General features: G+C 69.1%; 12 protein-coding genes and 1 pseudogene. 6 read left to right on the plus strand and 7 right to left on the minus strand.

Annotated elements, in window-relative coordinates:
* Positions 1–130 precede the first annotated feature (130 nt).
* Together C468_RS09435 and C468_RS09440 are read left to right on the plus strand one after the other, a co-directional pair.
* Positions 131–3,463 carry a PAS domain-containing protein gene (locus C468_RS09435; protein ID WP_008848655.1) on the plus strand — a complete coding sequence of 1,111 codons (3,333 nt, stop codon included), beginning with the start codon at positions 131–133 and terminating at the stop codon, positions 3,461–3,463.
* Positions 3,464–3,651: 188 nt separating this feature from the next.
* Complete coding sequence (locus C468_RS09440; RefSeq protein WP_008848656.1) at positions 3,652–4,578, plus strand: DUF7504 family protein; 927 nt, start codon at positions 3,652–3,654, stop codon at positions 4,576–4,578.
* A gap of 125 nt (positions 4,579–4,703) precedes the next feature.
* Here the strand turns inward: C468_RS09440 and C468_RS09445 are convergent, their stop codons facing one another.
* Together C468_RS09445 and C468_RS09450 are read right to left on the minus strand one after the other, a co-directional pair.
* A complete protein-coding gene (locus tag C468_RS09445) occupies positions 4,704–7,763 on the minus strand; it encodes a sensor histidine kinase (protein ID WP_049912161.1) in 3,060 nt (1,019 codons plus the stop codon).
* A complete protein-coding gene (locus tag C468_RS09450; RefSeq protein ID WP_152422906.1) occupies positions 7,750–8,232 on the minus strand; it encodes a HalOD1 output domain-containing protein in 483 nt (160 codons plus the stop codon). Before C468_RS09450 ends, C468_RS09445 begins: the two co-directional genes overlap by 14 nt.
* A gap of 677 nt (positions 8,233–8,909) precedes the next feature.
* On the opposite strand from C468_RS09450, the gene C468_RS09455 reads away from it, so the two are divergent.
* Complete coding sequence (locus tag C468_RS09455; RefSeq protein WP_008848659.1) at positions 8,910–9,773, plus strand: hypothetical protein; 864 nt, start codon at positions 8,910–8,912, stop codon at positions 9,771–9,773.
* A 34-nt stretch (positions 9,774–9,807) separates the two neighbouring features.
* Here C468_RS09455 and C468_RS09460 read toward each other — a convergent pair whose 3' ends face one another.
* A complete protein-coding gene (locus C468_RS09460) occupies positions 9,808–10,818 on the minus strand; it encodes a transcription initiation factor IIB (RefSeq protein ID WP_008848660.1) in 1,011 nt (336 codons plus the stop codon).
* Positions 10,819–10,981: 163 nt separating this feature from the next.
* Between C468_RS09460 and C468_RS09465 the strand changes: the two genes are divergently transcribed.
* Positions 10,982–11,509 carry a DUF7858 family protein gene (locus C468_RS09465; RefSeq protein WP_008848661.1) on the plus strand — a complete coding sequence of 176 codons (528 nt, stop codon included), beginning with the start codon at positions 10,982–10,984 and terminating at the stop codon, positions 11,507–11,509.
* Positions 11,510–11,565: 56 nt separating this feature from the next.
* Here C468_RS09465 and C468_RS09470 read toward each other — a convergent pair whose 3' ends face one another.
* Complete coding sequence (locus C468_RS09470; protein ID WP_008848662.1) at positions 11,566–12,378, minus strand: AAA family ATPase; 813 nt, start codon at positions 12,376–12,378, stop codon at positions 11,566–11,568.
* A gap of 95 nt (positions 12,379–12,473) precedes the next feature.
* Here C468_RS09470 and C468_RS09475 point away from each other — a divergent pair, with 95 nt between their 5' ends.
* Positions 12,474–13,691 carry an MFS transporter gene (locus C468_RS09475; protein WP_008848663.1) on the plus strand — a complete coding sequence of 406 codons (1,218 nt, stop codon included), beginning with the start codon at positions 12,474–12,476 and terminating at the stop codon, positions 13,689–13,691.
* Between the two features lie 57 nt (positions 13,692–13,748).
* Here C468_RS09475 and C468_RS09480 read toward each other — a convergent pair.
* From C468_RS09480 to rnz, 3 genes and pseudogenes are all read right to left on the minus strand, one after another.
* Positions 13,749–14,160: pseudogene (locus C468_RS09480) on the minus strand (HIT family protein).
* 74 nt (positions 14,161–14,234) lie between these two features.
* Entirely contained in the window at positions 14,235–14,744 is a 510-nt protein-coding gene (locus tag C468_RS09485; protein ID WP_008848665.1) for a DoxX family protein, read from the minus strand.
* A gap of 124 nt (positions 14,745–14,868) precedes the next feature.
* Positions 14,869–15,801 (minus strand): ribonuclease Z, encoded by a 933-nt coding sequence (gene rnz / locus C468_RS09490; RefSeq protein ID WP_008848666.1) that lies wholly within the window; start codon positions 15,799–15,801, stop codon positions 14,869–14,871.
* 102 nt (positions 15,802–15,903) lie between these two features.
* Between rnz and C468_RS09495 the strand changes: the two genes are divergently transcribed.
* Positions 15,904–16,206 (plus strand): DUF7538 family protein, encoded by a 303-nt coding sequence (locus C468_RS09495; RefSeq protein WP_049912162.1) that lies wholly within the window; start codon positions 15,904–15,906, stop codon positions 16,204–16,206.
* Positions 16,207–16,301: the final 95 nt, after the last annotated feature.

A 16,301-nucleotide genomic window follows, 5' to 3' on the forward strand; every position in this document is an offset into this window, starting at 1 on the left:
GTAAGCGACAGCCGGTCTTAACGGTTTTCGTGCTATGCGTCCCCACGTCACGTGATCGGTACCGAGCGCTCGGGAGCGCTCCCGAGCCGATACACTCAGGTCAGTTCGGAATACTGATTTACGTAACAAGATGAGTTTGGATCGCATCTCGGCCGACTCTGGGGCCGACCCGTTCCTGGCGCGGCTGGCGATAAAAGCTCCCTCTCCGATCCTCGCGGCGGAGGCCGACAGCGGCACGGTCGTCGCGGTCAACGAGGCTGCGACCGAGCTGTTCGGTCGCGACCGCTCGTCGCTCGTCGGCATGCACCAGACCGAGCTTCACCCGCCGGAGGCCGAGCAGAACGTGCGCGAGGGGTTTCAGGCGGTCCGAGACGCGGGACGGGAACGCGCTTCCGGCGAGGCGGCGGAGCCGGTCACGATCCTGCGTGCGGACGGGTCGACGGTGCCCGTCGACGTGCGGTCGACGCCGTTCACGCACGCCGGCACGGAGTACGTGCTCGGCATCTTCACGGACGCGAGCGAGCGGGTGGCGCACCTCACCCGGGTCGAACGGCAGGCGACCGCGATGGACCTCACGACATCCGGCATCGCGCTGCTGGACGCGGACGGCACGTACACGTACCTCAACGACGCCCACGTCACGATGTTCGGCTACGACGACGCCGACGAGCTGCTCGGCGGGACGTGGCGACAGATCTACGCGGACGATGTCATCGAGCGGATCGAACGCGAGATCCTCCCGGTCGTCGCGGAGACGGGATCGTGGGACGGGGAGCTGGTCGGCGTCAAGCGGGACGGCACGCCGATCACGCAACGCGTGTCGCTCGCGCAGCTCCCCGACGGCGGGATCACCTGTGTCAACCTCGACCTCACCGAGCAGGAGCGCCGGCTCCGCCGCCTCGGTGAGACGCGGTCGCTCGCCGAGACGCTGATGACCGCGGACGAGTACGAGGACGTGATCGACACCGCGATCGAGGGGATCGCGGAGATCATCGACCGACCGTTCTCCGGCTACTGGGCGGACGGCGCCGCCGAGACGGACTCCGCCGGGCCGAGCGCCCCCGACGACGCCCTCGTCCCGGTGTCCGTCTCCGACGAGGGGGCGTCGATCGTCGACGACGTGCCGCGATTCCGCCCGGGCGAGTCGCTCGCGTGGGACGCGTTCGACGCCGGGACGCCGGCGTACTATCCGGACGTCGCCGCGGAGCGCGGGGTCCACAACCCGGCGACGCCGATCAGCACGGAGTTCATCGTCCCCGTCGGCGACGACGGCGTGTTCATCGTCGGGGCGCGGGAGTCGGACGCCCTCGACGAGGACGAGCGCGAGCTCATCCTGATCGTCACGCAGTACCTCCGGACGGCGATCGAACTCGTCGCGCAGCGCCGACAGCTGCGCGCCGCACGCGACCGCATCGAGGCCGAGCGCAACCAGCTCGAACGCGTCATCAACACGGTCCCGCAGCTGATATTCGCGAAGAACACCGACGGCGAGTTCCTACTCGCGAACGAGGCGGTCGCCGAGGCGTACGGCACCACGGTCTCGGACCTGATCGGATCGACCGACGCCGACTACGCGACCGACCCGGACGAGGCGGACGCGTTCGCCGCCGACGACAGGCGGGTGATCGAGACCGGCGAGCCGCTCCATCGCACCGAGGAGGCCCTGACCGACGCCGCGGGCAACGAACGCGTGTTGGAGACGTGGAAGATCCCGTTCTCTCCGGTCGACGGCGAGGGAGACGCGGTGCTCGGCGTCGCCAACGACATCACCGACCTCACCGACGCGCGCGACGAGCTCGACCGTCAGCGCCGGCTGACGAACCTCTACGCCGTGAGCAACCGCGTGTTCCAGGCGACGGACCCGCAGGACGCGTTCGACGCCTGCGTCGAGGCGGTCGCCGACGTGGTGACGGCGGACGAGCTAGCGATATACGACCGCGACACCTCGGAGGGGGAGCTGGTGCGGCTGGCGACCGCGGGCGACGAGGCCGCCCCGCCCAGTCGCCGACGCATCGAGCCGGGCGAGACGGACCTCTGGCGAGCGTTCAGCGAGCCCGAGACGTGCTGGCTCCCGGCCGACGCCGTCGTCGACTCGGCCGACGCGGCCGAGAAGCAGGCGCTCGCCACGCAGCTCGGCGACACGAGCCTGCTGAGCGTGGTCGTCGACGAGCGGAACGAGTCGCTGGAGTCGTTCATCCGGGCGGTGAGCCAGCAGGTCTCGGCCGCGCTCACCCAACTCCGCCAGGAGACGTCGATAGCGGGCCTCTCGAACGACGTCGCCAGCACCCGGCGACAGGCGAACCGGCACAGGGACCTGCGGGAGGGCGTCGTCGACGCCGTCGAGACCATCGCGACGGCGGAGACGCCGGCTGCGGTGCGCGAAGCGATCGTCGATGTCGGCGGTCGGGTGGCGGAGTACGCGTTCGTCGGCACGTACGACCCGGCCGCAAAGCGGGTCGACCCGGTCGAGGTGACCGAGCCGGGCGGACCCGCGAAGCTGTACGAGGCCGACGAGCAGTCGTTCCCCGCGGTCGTCGCCGCCACGCGCGACGAGCGGCAGCACGCCGTGGACGGGCAGGCGACCGCGGCCGGTCACGGCGAGTGGATCAACCGGCTGCTCCACTTCGGCTACCGGGAGTCGTTCGCGGTTCCGGTGAGCCACTACGGGACCGTCCACGCCGTCGCCGAGTTCATCAGCACGGACGCCGAGTGCTTCGCCGAGCCGGAGCGGCGGGCGCTCGGCGCGGTCGCGGACGCCGCCGGGATGCGCCTGTCGACGCTCGAGTCCGCCACCGCGTCGAACGCGCCTATCGCCTTCGCCCTGGAGTGCCGGCGGCCGTCGCCGCTCTTCCCCGGCCTCCCGGCGGACGGCTCGATCGCCGTCGAGCACGTCGCGATGACCGGCGGCGAGAGCTTTCACCTGACCGGCCGCGTCGACGGCTACACCGAGACGGCGTTCCGCGACTACGTCGCGGCGACGCCGGGCATCGAACTCGACGGCGTCGACTCCGTCGACCGCGACACCCACGAGGTCGCCGTGCGGATGCGGGACACGCCGGACCGCTCGCTGGCCGCCGTCCGCGACGTGCTCGCCGGGACGGACACGCGGCTGCGCGGCGTCCGTTCCCGCCCGGACGCCGACGTCTTGGCGTTTCGGACGACGGACCCGACGGTGATCGGGCGGGTCCGGGCGGCGCTGGTTCCCGTCTCCGACTCGTGTCGGCTCGTCTCGAAGCGGCACGTCTCCGAGCCGTCCGGGGGCCCCGACGGGTGGACCGGGGAGCCGGACCTGACCACCCGCCAGCGAGAGATCGCGGAGACGGCGCTCCGAGAGGGGTACTACGACGATCCGCGCCGCATCAGCGGCACCGACCTCGCTAACCGATTCGACGTGTCCTCGTCGACGCTCCACCAGCACCTCCGCGCCGCGGAGTCGAAGATCATGCGCGGCTTCTTCGAGTGACGGCCGCCAGCCGACCGCGGCAACTCACACGGACATATTCGGTATCACCCCGGCCTGCCACATATTTTCGGACGTAGAACTATCGGCGATACTACGACAATAGCAGGTATGAACCCCGCTCGAAACGGCGCGGTGCGAACTCCTGTGGCGCCCCTCACACGGGCAGTGTCGACCGGGGGTGAGGATCGGTGAGCGCCGACGGATCCGAGTTGCCGACGCTGGTGTACGAGTACCTGAACCGCTCTACTGACCCCCTCGCGAGTGCGGCGGGCGACGACCGGTCGTCGTGGGTCCACCCCTCCGTCTCCGTCGACGAACGGGGGGACGACCTGGTCGAGAGGCTGCTCGCCGCCGAGCGACGCCCCGGAGAGGTGTTTGAAGCCGTGTTGAACCCCTCTCCGGAGACGGTCACGCCGGCCTTTATCGCCGACACCGCCGTTCAGTACGACGACGTCGTCGGCTTCGCGGCGCCGAGCTCCCAGCTGTACGACGACCTGTTCTACGCCGTGTACGAGGCGATGGCGGAAACGGGCGCGGTGTTGACGACGAAGTACCCGCGTCACGAGGTCTACGGCCGACTCTCGGCGATGGACCCGCTCGTCATCGACTCGACGCCCGGCGCGGAGGCCGACGGCGGCGTCGACATCGCGACGAGCGACGCGGGGTCGGTCCGGTGCGGCGACCTCACGTCGCTCGGGGTCGCCGCCGAGCGCGCGACGATGCGGCTCGCGACGGACGACCGACCCGGGACCTTCGCGATCGCGACGATGATGCAGCTGCTCGCGCACCATGACGCCCGCACGCTCGACAAGTTCCTCCACGAGCTGGTCGGCCAGTGGCGCAATCAGGGCGTCGGCGGACTCGTCCACCTGCCGCCGACAACCGACGTCGACGGCGCCGACCGGTTCGGGGCGGCGCACCTCGATTACGTCATCGAGATGCGAACCGGCGATGGCCAGATCGAGGCGCGCGTGTCTGGGAAGCAGGACGTTGCTCCCACATGGCAGGTGGTTGGCTCGGCGCCGTGCCCGGATAGCGAGGCGTCGGTCCGGTTGGTGGACCGACAGCTCTCCGGGACAGCCGACGAAGGTGGCGGCGAGTCTACCTCGGAATAGCACCCGGCGAATCCGGGCCACAAGCCGCCCTCGCTCGCTGGATTTCGGCTCGCTGATCTTCGTCGTGAGGCCGCGCTTTGTTCGTCGACCACCCCATACTCCTCGCGGTTTGTACAGTACGCTCTTTAGGACATCCGGCTGGGTTCGACCGAAGCCGGGTTGCGGTTTGCTGACGCTGTCGGAACGCGAAGCACGACCTCGGTACCTGTGTCGGTCACGTCGACGTCGACCTCCCCGCCAAGCATCGAAACTAACATACGAATCAGCCAGATCCCGAGCGCGGAACCGTGCTGTAACGGCGTCTCTTCGCCGGTGACGAGTACCCCCCGCTCGATATCTGGCATGCCAGGCCCGTCGTCAGTCACGACGATCTGGAGCCAGCCGTCGTCTGCCTGTCTCACCGATACGTTGACGTGCGGGTCTTCTCTGTCTCCTGCGGCCACCGCGTTCTTTATCACCTCGGTAAGCGGGTGTGTAAGCCATCGTGAGACAGTCCCGTCGGTCGCGTCGACAGAGACGGCGATCGTTGCGTCCGAGTGGTCATCCCGTACCGCCGTCGCGGCCTTTTCAGTGACCTCAGCGATGTTAACGGTTGACTCGTCGTGTGGTATCTCCCGTATCGCGCGATCGATCACCTGCATTTTGTTCGTAAGTCGTTCCCACCCGTCGAATATACGCGTCAGTCGGCGGAGGTGATCGTGACGACAGTCAGCGTCCGGTTCCTCGGCGAGCATCGTTGTCCATCCCACGAGCTTGTTTAAATCGTTACGGACGTTGTGTCGGACGACCCGCTGGAACACCTGTAAATGCTGTCGCTGTCGCGTCTTCACGGTGATATCCTTCCCCTCAACGGCGATCAGCGTGATTTCACCAGCGGCGTTACGAATTGGCTTGAACGACACGTCGATGCGTGCGAGACCATCTGGACCCTGTAGTTCTCCTTCGGTCTGGACGAGTTCACCGTCACCCGCGCGGTTGACCGCCTCAGAAACCGTGAGTCCGTGGTTCGGGTCAAGGCTCAGCCACGGGAATTTGTCGATCGGTTCACCAACAATTGTCGACCGATCAACACCGATGCGTGCGACCAGCGTATCGTTCACGTCAGTCACGGTTTTATTGGGGCGGACTAACGCGGTAAGCTGGTGTGGGCTGTTAAACACAGCCTCCAGTCGCCGAGTGTACTTCTCGCGTTCAGAGATATCAATAAACAACACATCGGTACCGACGACTTCGTCGTCAACGGTGCGTGGGATCGCCCGTAACAGACACGGGACCGTGTCGCCGTCCGTCGTCACGAGCGTGCGTTCTGCGACGGTGAGATCACCGCTAAGCGCGCGTTCGTAGCCGTCTGACTGGAGTGAATCAGTCGAGCTATCGTCATAAAACTCACTGAGCGGCTGTCCAACCACCGCTTCGCGCTCGTACCCCAGCGCGTCGGAAAACGACCGGTCACAGGCCCCAATGACTGCTTCGCCGCCAACGGCCCGAGTTTGAACGAACAGCAGCGGGCCCTGATCAAACAGTTTCGACGCCCATTTCACACGCTCGGAGCGCTTCGTCGCGTCTCGCCCCATCGCCAGCACACTGGCAGAGCCATCACCCGCATCACTCACAACGGTGTGTAGATCTATCCACGTGACTTCGCTGTCATCCGTCCCGATTCGTATCGTCTCAGCAGCCGGGTCACCGGTCTCGATCGGGCGCCGCAGGGCGTCAGCGGCACGTTCGCGGTCCACCGAATAAACTACTGCTTGCCATTCGTCTATCGTCGTCGGGCTCGCTCCGACCGTCTCTCGTAAAGTGGCGTCCAACGTGACTGTGTTGGTGCTGAAGTCCCACTCACCGATGCCCGTCTCCGTCCCGCTGAGGACGAGCTCCAGCCGCTCAGTCTGGTCTCTGAGCTCTCTGATCCGCCGTCGTTGCTCGGTAATATCGTGTTGAACCCCGATGTAGTTTGTCACGATTCCGTTTGCGTCTCGAACCGGCGTCACGGAGAGCTTCGCCCAGTACGGTTCACCCTCCGCGGTGTAGTTTCTCAGCTTAGTCGTTATCGGTCGCTCGGTTTCGATCGCCGTACGGATGCGCTTTGTCGTCTCCGAATCTGATCCGGGGCCCTGGAGGAATCTCGGGTTTCGGCCGAGAGCCTCTGACCGCTCGTATCCGGTTAGCTGTACAAACTCCTCGTTGACGTACACCAACGGGTTCCCCGGTTGGGTCGGGTCCGTAATCTGGATGCTGGTCCCTGCTTCGTCCAGCGCCCGCTCTTTTAATGCGAGTTCGTGTTCCCGTGCTTCACGATCGCTCACGTCACGCACCGTACAGACCATTCGGGATGGGGTGACCATCGTCAGGGACAGCTCCGCCGGGAACGTCGTTCCATCTGGCCGACTTCCCGTTACTCGCCCCTGCCAGTGACCATCGCGTTCGAGCGCGTCGAAAGCTTCCTTCTCGATCCGTGCCGCTTCATCCGCAGCGTATAGCTCTCGCCAACTTCGACCGAGCAACTCCTGTTTGCTGTCGAATCCGTACATGTCGACGTGCGTCTGGTCGATATAGACGTACGACTCGTCGTCAAGAATGGCGACGCCATCGGCGGCGTCCTCAATCGCTTGTTGAAACGCCCCGAGGCGAATCTCAGAGGCGATCTCGCCTGTCGGCTCACGTGTCTGGGAGCCAATGCGGTCGAGTGCCGCGGCCAGTAACTCCGCTGCTCGCTCTAGGACATCGCGGACGGCGGCCCCGTCCAACGCGGTCGCAGCGTCGCGGTGACCCCATCCAACCGACAGCACACGCTCGGAACCGATCGGAACGAACAGTTCCTCACGCGGCAGCCAGCGGCTGTCATCCGGTGCGATTGGTCCGGCCACCCCGTCGGTTCGAGCCGGCGCATCAGTCGTGAAACATCGCTTGACAAGAGCTGCGTCCGGTGGGGGTGTTCGGCCCGGCCGACCGGTATGACGTTCGGAACTAAACGCCGGTTGGGACGGCTGTTCCGGCGGTTGGGCGTTCTCAACGCTGCTGTCGCGCTCGTTGTGGTTTCGCCACACGGTAATCGCTGCGTCTCCCAGTGTGGCACGGATCGCGGTCAGTGTCCGATCAACAGCGCCGCCTACTGTCTCTTCCCGGTTGAGGTCGACGCCGAGGTTGAACAGCGCGTCCTCGGTCACCTCGTCACCGCTCGTCATCGACCCGTGTTGCCAGCGGTTCAGTCGAACACGGCCGAGCGGTCAGGTCATCGATCAATGTCTGAATGGCCCAGAGCCGCTCCACCACTGCCCAGAGCGGGTCAACGAGTTCACTGTCCGACGCGTTGGTAGCGGCGGTCCAGACGTGTTCTTCAGCCTCGGCGAGTGCCGTTGCTGCCACTTCGAGAGCCGCTTCGGTCGACTCCCGTGCGCGTGCGTCCGCTGAGAGTCCGTAATGCAATGGCCGTGAGCGGAACGCGTCGGCGTCGATGACCTCGATCAGCTCGTCGTGCGTCATCGTCACGAACACGTCGTCGTACCGGAACGACAGCGTTCCCTCTTCGAGACGCGTCGCTGAACCGCCCGGCCCGCCGAAGAGGAGGTTTATGACATCGGGGCTGATGTACCTATCGAGGCGTCGGAGCTCGTCGCCTTCCGTGTTTTTGAACGCCGAGACCGCATCGAACATCGCGTCGAGCGCGGACGGTGCACTCGCCGCGTCGAACCGAGTAACTGACACGTCCGAATTCATGCCGAATAATTTCACCGAATCAGTATGTCACGTTTTACGGAATAGTCCGCTTCCCGCGGGCGATACCGAATATGTACGCGTGTGCGGGACTCGACGGCCGTTCAGCTCTCCGTCTCACGCGACCGGACGAGGTCGTCTGCTCGGCCCGGTCTCCCACCGACGTCCTCCGAGCGGCGACCTGCGTGACTCGCTGTCCTCACAGAGTCACGCGCCGTGCCTCTGACAGCGTTCCCCGTTCCGGGGACCGCGTCGACCGATATTCCCGGTCGACATCCGTATATCAGCAGATAGGATCATAAGTGGTATGACAGAAATGTCAGGTAATGGCCTCTGTGACCTCACATTTTTGGTGCGCTCGCCAGAGCGCACCGCGTGCACCACGCGCCTACCGCGCCGCCGGCCGCACCGCGTTCCTCTCGTACCGTCGGTCCGTCGCCGCGCGCCTCGGCTCGCGGCGTCCCCGCTGACGCCGTCGCGCCCGCCCGACGGGGCGTCACGGACTGCGGCTCTCTCGGCCCGTTCGTCCCGGATTCGACGCCCCCATAGCGCTCCGCGAATCGCGTCCTCGGCGGAACAATTATCAATTAAAGCAGTATAGTTATTAATACACAATAATGTTTTTCGAAGACATCGCCGACCGGGCGAACGGCGATCGGGTCCCGCTGTCGACCCGCGAGCGGGCGATCGGCGGCGCCGGCGTGCTCGCGCTCGTCGCTCTCTCGGCGCTCGCGCTCGCGACCGACGTCACGTGGAAGCTGCCCGCGATCTCGTGGGTGGCGTTCGGTGCGATGGCGCTCGGCGCCCGGGCGGCGGCGGCCGATCACCCGCTCGAACCGGTCTGGGGGTACGGGCTGGCGAGCGGCGCGATGGTGACGAGCACGGCGTTGTTTCTGATCCCGCAAGCGCTCGCCCAACACGGGCGCTTCGGTAGCCTCGGCATCGCCGTCGGCTTCCTGGCGGGGTACGCCGGTCACTCGCTCGGACACCGGTTCACGCACCTCGATCTCCCGGTCGACCACACGGCCGCGGAGCTGACGGTCCACGCGCTCGCGGCCGGCGCGATCATCGGCGCCATTTACGGCGCGATGCCGTCGCTCACGTCGCTGCTCGGTATCGCGCTCGTCTCGCACAAGGCGCCGGCCGGGTACGCCGCGGCGCGCCGCCTCGCCGGGCGGGACCGGTCGGTCGCCGTGCTCGCGCTCCCGGCGGCCGCCGTCGGCCTCATCGCCCTCCCGGTCGCCGCGGTCGGCGTCACCCCGTCCAGCGCCGTCCGCGGTCTGCTGTTCGGCGTCGGGGCCGGCGTGTTCCTCCACGTCGCCGTCGATCTGCTGCCCGAGTGCACGGCCGGAAGCGAGACCTGCCCCGCCGGCGCCGCGGCCGACGAGCACCGCCTCCGCGACCGACTCCGCACCCACGCGGCCGTCAGTTCCGTCGTCGGCGGGACCGCCGTCGTCCTCGGCTGGCTCCTGATCGGCTGACGGCTCCGCCCGCGGCGCCCCGGTCGCGCCCGGCTCACTCCTCGGTCAGGTCCACGTACGTCCGCCGGACCGTCACGGGCGTCACGTCGGCGACGTCGGCCGCCTCCTGCTGCGTGCAGTCGGCGCCCAGCTCGCGGGCCGCGGTGTACAGGCAGGCGGCGGCGACGCCGACGGGGTTGCGGCCGTTCGCGATCCCTTCCTCGACGGCGCGGTCGGCCAGTTCGCCGGCGCGGCGCTCCACGTCGGCGTCGCAATCGAGCTCGCTCGCGAACCGCGGGAGGTACTCCCCCGGGCCGGTCGGCGCGATCGGCAGCCCGAGCTCGCGGTTCATCGCGTCGAAGGCGGCCCGGTGCTCGGCCTCCGTCGCCTTCGCCTCGGCGCAGACCTCGCCGACGGTGCGGGCCACGTCGGCGGTGCGGCAGGCGACGTACACGCACGCGGCCGCGAACCCCTCCAGCGATCGGCCGCGGAGGAGGCTCTCGGACTGCGCGGAGTCGAACAGCGCGCAGGCGGCGTCGCGGACGCTGTCCGGGAGCCCCATGGCTCCGGTCAGCCGCCGTATCTCGGTGTACGCGTACACCTTGTTGCGGTCGCGCTTCGTCGAGATCTGCGCGCGGTTGTGCTGGGTCCGCATCCGAGCGAGCCGCCGCCGCTTGCGCCCCTTGACCTTCGTCGACCGACCGATATCCGTCGAGAGCCCGCGGTCATGGCGCGAGCGCGTCAGCGGCGCGCCGGTGCGCTTGGGGTTCGTGTCGTCGTCGTCGAACGACCGCCACTCGGGCCCGTGGTCGATCCGGTCGGCCTCGACGACGAGCCCGCAGTCGTCGCAGACGCGCTCGGCGGCGTCGACGCGCGTCCGGCCGCCGCACTCCGGACACGTCTCGCGGGCAGCGGTCTCGTCGGTCTTCGTGGCCTCGTCGGTCTTCGCGGCCCCGTTGGTTTCCGCGGGGTCGCCGGTCTCGACGGTCGCGGCGCGGTTCGCAGCCGCGGCGTCGTCGGTCTCGGTGCGGGGCGAACGGATCTGCGTCGAGCGTGCCTCACTCATCACACGTCGAACTCGGGCCCGATCCCTTACTTAAACCCGGGGAGATCGCGGGCCGATCGCCCGGATCGGCGCGCTCGAACCGACCGGTTACCGGTCGGTGTTTGGCGCGATCGCCCCGCCGCAGTACGGTGGTTTTAACTCCCTCAGCGAGCCAGCCATTCGCATGGCGCTGTCGGAGATCGCGGACGGCCTCGAAGTGACCGCGAGCCAGCACGACCGAGGGGTCGCCGTCGCGGACGACACGGAGACCCCGCTCGTCGATCGGCTCGCGGAGCACGCGGACGACCTCCCGTGTACACCGGCGGCGACGGCGACGCTCGTCGACGCCTACACCGCCGGACGGAGCGTCGGCGACGCCGCCCGCGAGGCAGGCGTGACGCCGATGACGGGCGCGAAGGCCCTCCACCGGTGCGGCGTTGAGGGGGTCTGCCCGCTCGCGCCGGGCCGCCGCGACGTGGTTCGCGACTGGCTGGACGGGCGGCTCGCGCGGAGCGAAGCGGTCGCGCTCGCCGGCGGCGACGAGGCGGACTTCGCGCTGGCGACGTACGTCGAGACGCACGACCCGGTCCCCGCGGTCGCCGACGCCGTCGACGCCCACGTCGCCGGCTCCGCCCCGATCGGCGCCGGTTCCGCCGGAGGCGGCGACGATGCGCTCGGCGGCGCGCTCGGGTCGCCCGACGGGCTCCGCTGAGCGACGCGGTCGCTACTTCTCCCGGCCGTTCCCCTCTCCGCTTCGCCCGCTTCCGCTCAGGACCGCAGCCGGTCGACGAACCCTGGCTCCTCGAACTCGACTCCGACCGTCGCGTCGAAGGCGTCCTCGAACGCCGCCGCGACGGAGCGCGCGTACGACCCGCTCCCGGTCGCCGCCGTCGGCGCGCTCGCGACCGCCGGGTCGGTCGAGGGAAGGAGAACGTCCGCGTCGCTCTCGGACTCGTCCTCCCGTTCTGCGTCACTCCCTCCGTCGGCGCCCCGCGCCACCGCGATCGACCGGTCCAGCCCAGCGCCCACGTCGGCGACGCGACCGCGGAGCCGCTGGAGGGCGTCTCGCCCGTGCGTCGTCGCCGGGAACACCGCCGCGGTCCGGTCGGTCGTCGTGACCGCCGCGACAGCCTCGTTTGAGCCGACGGGAGCGGCGTCGACGACCACGGCGTCGTACGCGCTCGCCGCCTCGTCGATCCGACGCTCCAACTTCCGTGCGGCCTCCGCCGTCTTCGCCCTGGCGACGCGCTCGAAGGGCGCGCGGGAGGGGATCAGGTCCGCGCGTCCGGAGCGGTTCGGCGCGTCGCCGTCGTCACCAGCGCCCCCGGCGCCGCCGTCTCCCAGAGCGATCGGGTACGCCGCCGCCGACAGCGACGCGTCGGTCTCGTCGGTGACGAGCGTCGTCAGGTCGGTGCCGATCCGGCCCGAGACGTACTCGGAGAGCCCCTGCGTCGTGAACGCTGCGTCGACGACCGCCACGTCGCGACCGTCTCGCGCGCCGAGCGCCGCCAGTTCGACCGCGGTTCGCGTCGTCCCGGCGCCGCCGGTCGCCCCGACGAGCGCGAGCGTTCGAGTGTGCATGGCTCCGCTCACTGGGGTCGATTGTTAAGCGTCGCGGATCGCTTCAGCGTCCGGCGGAATATTTATACCATACTTATTAATAACGGTACTGACACATGGCCGCCATCGCAGACGGGAAGTGGCGCGCGCTCGCGCTCGTCGGCGTTGCGGAGCTGTTCGCGATGACGCTCTGGTTCAGCGGCACGGCCGTCGGGCCCGAGCTGGCCGCGGCGTGGGGGCTCTCCGCGGCCGAGACGGCCTGGCTGACCAACGCGGTCCAGCTCGGATTCGTCGTGGGGGCCCTCGCGTCTGCGTCGCTGACGATCGCCGACGTCGTCCCGCCGCGGTACCTGTTCGCGGGCTCCGCCCTGCTCGGCGCGGCGGGGACGGCGGCCATCGCGGCGGTCGTCGCCAGCGGCCCGCCCGCGATAACCCTGCGATTCCTGACGGGCGTCGCGCTCGCGGGCGTGTACCCCACCGGGATGAAGATGATGGCGTCGTGGTTCGACGCGGGGCGCGGACTGGCCATCGGCGTCCTGGTCGGCGCGCTGACGGTCGGGTCGGCCTCGCCGCACCTCCTCCGGGCGGTCGGCGGGATCGGCCGCCCCGACGCGGTCCTGTACGGCACGGCCGCGCTGGCGGCGCTCGGCGGCGCGCTCGTCCTCGCGTACGAAGACGGGCCCCACCAGCCGGAGACGGCGCCGTTCGACCCCGGCGCGGTCCGTCGGATCGTCACCGACCGCGGCGTCGTCCTCGCGAACGCCGGCTACTTCGGTCACATGTGGGAACTGTACGCGGTCTGGACGTGGGTCCCCGTCTACCTCGTCGCGAGCTTCGAGGCGGGCGGAGTGGCCGACGCCGACGGCCGCGCCGCGCTGCTGGCGTTCGCGACCATCGCTATCGGCGGCGTCGGCGCGTGGCTGGCCGGGTCCGCGGCCGACCGCTGGGGCCGGTCCGCGGTCACCAGCCTGTCGATGGCCGTCTCGGGGTGCGCCTGTCTGCTCGCGGGCGCCGTCTTCGGGTCGTCGCCGCTCGTGGTCGTCCCGTTCGTCCTCGTCTGGGGGTTCTTCATCGTGGCCGACTCCGCGCAGTTCTCCGCCGCCGTCTCAGAACTCGCCGACGAGAGCTACGTCGGCTCCGCGCTGACGTTACAGACCGCCGTCGGCTTCCTCATCACCATCGCCTCGATCCAGCTGGTTCCCCTCGTGCGGAACGCCGCCGGCTGGCAGTGGGCCTTTGCCCCGCTCGTCGTCGGGCCGCTCGTGGGTACCGGGGCGATGCTGTGGCTCCGCACGCTTCCGGAGGCCGACCGGTTGGCCGGGGGACAGGGGTAGTCGACGGGCGGTCGCCTCGCCGATCCCGGTCGGGTCCCCGCGACGGCCCCGGCCACCTCACTCGGCGATCGCTTCGGCCACCGCGTCCAGCTCGTCGTCGGAGAGGTCCGGTCGCTCGCCGCCCACGGCGTGGAGGGGGGCGCCGCCGTCGCCCTCGAACCGCGGGATGATGTGCACGTGGACGTGCGGGACCTCCTGTCCGGCCGCTTCGCCGTCGTTGATCCCGACGTTGGCGCCGTCGGCCCCGACGGTCGAAAAAAAAAAAAAAAAAAAAAAAAANGAAGAGGTCGCTCGCGAGGGCGTCGTCGAGGTCGCCGACGTGCTCGGCGTGCGTCTTCGGGATCACGAGGGTGTGCCCGCGAGCGAGCGGGTTGGCGTCGAGGAACGCCAGCACGTCGTCGGTCTCGTGGACGGTCCGCGCCGGGATGTCGCCGGCGGCGATCGAACAGAAGATGCAGTCGTCGGACATACGCGAGGAGTCGGCGCCGCGACTCATCAAGGTTTCCCGGGCGCGGGCGACGCGGAACGCCGTGCGAGCGGCCCCTATTTCTCGGCGTCCTCGCGAACGGTCCCGCCGACCACGAGCGCGGCCCCGATGATCACGAGGTTCTTGACGATGTACTGTCCCTCGACGGTCAGGCCGAACGGGAACGTCGTGAACACGACGTCGGGCAGCAGCACGATCGGCAGGAAGGTGCCGGGCATCTGGAGGAACAACAGCAGGATCCCGACCCTGATGAGCGGCCGGTACAGCAGACACAGCCCGATGAGCACCTCCCAGACCCCGAGGATCGGGACGAACACCTCCGCCGGCACCACGTACACCGTCGAGGCGACCAGCTCTGCGGCCGGACTCCCGCCGACCACTTTCAGCCCGCCGAACCAGACGAACACGATCCCGAGCGCGACGCGGAGGACGGGGATCCCGAGCCGGTTCATCTGCCGCGTGATCTCGCGGTCGATCCGGTCGAAGCGCTCCCGGACCGATTCGAACCGGTCCGTCGCTTCCAGATCGCCTTCGGCGTCGGTCTGTGTCGTCTGTGTGCCTGACATCGCTTCTCGAGAATTATACGGCGCCGATACGCAAAAGTGCTACTCAGATCCCCCCTCACCGGGAATGTGTAGGGTCTCTCGCGGTGCGTCCCCGGCGGCGACGCGATCGCCGGAGGGTCCGCGCTCACTCCGCCGCGTCGGGGAACGGGACCTCGATCAGGTCGCCGTCGTCGGGGAGGAGGCACTCGCCGCCGAACTCTTCCCGGGCGTCCCGGAGGATCGGGGTGGCGTCGGCGGCGTACCGCGAGGAGACGTGCACCAGCGCGAGCCGCTTCGCGCCGGCGCGCTCGGCGATCGAGCCCGCCTCCCGGCCGGTCGAGTGGGCCGTGTCTCGGGCGCGGTCGGCCATGTCGTCGGCGAAGGTAGCGTCGTGGACGAGCAGGTCGGCGTCGCGGGCGACCTCGACCGTCCGCTCTCGCGGCCGCGTGTCGGCGGTGTACACGAGCGTCCGGCCGGGCCGCGGCGGGCCGACGACCTGCTCCGGCTCGACGACCGTCCCGTCTTCGGCCTCGACCGGCTCGCCCGCGTGGAGGCGGCCGAACTTCGGACCGACGGGGACGCCCAGTTCCTCCGCCTTCGGGCGGTCGAACCGACCGGGGCGGTCGTCCTCCTCGAGGGCGTACCCCTGCGATTTGGTCCGGTGTGTCGTCTCGAACGCGCGGACCTCGTAGCCGTCGGCGTCGAGCGCGACGGCGCCGGGGGCGACCTCGTCGATCCGGATCCGGAACGCGGGGTCGTGGCCGACCGCGTGCACGAGGTCGCGGAGGTCGTCTGCGGTCCCCGGCGGGCAGTGGACGGTCAGGGGCTCCGTCCGGTCGTTGAACCCGAGCGTCTGGACCAGCCCCGGGATCCCGAGGACGTGGTCGCCGTGGAGGTGCGAGACGAACAGGTGGTCGATCCCGAACCCGGTGCCGTACCGCATCATGCCGCGCTGGGTCCCCTCGCCGCAGTCGAAGAGGAGGCGGTCGCCCTCGCGGTTGACGAACAGTGCGCTCGGCGCGCGCTCGGTCGTCGGGACGGCACCGCCCGTCCCGAGGAAGGTGACGCGAAGGGACATGCTCGCTCATCGGAGCGGCATTTGTAAACCGGTATCGATGACGGCGCCGGGGGCGCGCCTCGCCGGCGACACCGACATGTGTCCGCCGCCCCGAGTGCGACCGTGCACGACTCGATCGCCGCGCTGATCGGACGGGAGGGGTGGCGCGCCGAGGGCGACGCGGCGCGCGTCCACTACGACGGCGGCGGCGCCCGATTCGCCGTGGAGTTCTACGCGGACGCCGAGCGCGTCCTCTACTGGACGGTGCCCGCCGCCGAATCGGACGCGGCCGCCGAACCGGACGCGAGCGCCGCCACCGCCGCCCCCGTTCCCCGCGAGCGGATCCCGGACCCGCTCCGGCGACGCATCCGCGAGGACCTCGCCGCCGCCGGCGTCGACCCTGACGTGGAGCGCCGCGAGGTCTGACCGCGCCTCCGATTCCGGTGTCGGTTCCTCTCTGAGTTTCTCCGCCCTCTCGAATACGCGTGTTGACGCCCGTTACCGGAGATTTCCGCCGATGT

Origin of the sequence: Halorubrum kocurii JCM 14978, from assembly GCF_000337355.1 — an archaeon.
Lineage (GTDB): Archaea > Halobacteriota > Halobacteria > Halobacteriales > Haloferacaceae > Halorubrum > Halorubrum kocurii.

What these genes read in the sequence shown, in the direction of transcription:
- C468_RS09475 (WP_008848663.1), top strand. Translation starts at nt 12,474, where the DNA reads ATGGCCGCCATCGCAGACGGGAAGTGGCGCGCGCTCGCGCTCGTCGGC.
- C468_RS09435 (WP_008848655.1), top strand. Translation starts at nt 131, where the DNA reads ATGAGTTTGGATCGCATCTCGGCCGACTCTGGGGCCGACCCGTTCCTG.
- rnz (WP_008848666.1), bottom strand. Translation starts at nt 15,801, where the DNA reads ATGTCCCTTCGCGTCACCTTCCTCGGGACGGGCGGTGCCGTCCCGACG.
- C468_RS09450 (WP_152422906.1), bottom strand. Translation starts at nt 8,232, where the DNA reads ATGTTCGATGCGGTCTCGGCGTTCAAAAACACGGAAGGCGACGAGCTC.
- C468_RS09470 (WP_008848662.1), bottom strand. Translation starts at nt 12,378, where the DNA reads ATGCACACTCGAACGCTCGCGCTCGTCGGGGCGACCGGCGGCGCCGGG.
- C468_RS09460 (WP_008848660.1), bottom strand. Translation starts at nt 10,818, where the DNA reads ATGAGTGAGGCACGCTCGACGCAGATCCGTTCGCCCCGCACCGAGACC.
- C468_RS09445 (WP_049912161.1), bottom strand. Translation starts at nt 7,763, where the DNA reads ATGACGAGCGGTGACGAGGTGACCGAGGACGCGCTGTTCAACCTCGGC.
- C468_RS09485 (WP_008848665.1), bottom strand. Translation starts at nt 14,744, where the DNA reads ATGTCAGGCACACAGACGACACAGACCGACGCCGAAGGCGATCTGGAA.
- C468_RS09455 (WP_008848659.1), top strand. Translation starts at nt 8,910, where the DNA reads ATGTTTTTCGAAGACATCGCCGACCGGGCGAACGGCGATCGGGTCCCG.
- C468_RS09465 (WP_008848661.1), top strand. Translation starts at nt 10,982, where the DNA reads ATGGCGCTGTCGGAGATCGCGGACGGCCTCGAAGTGACCGCGAGCCAG.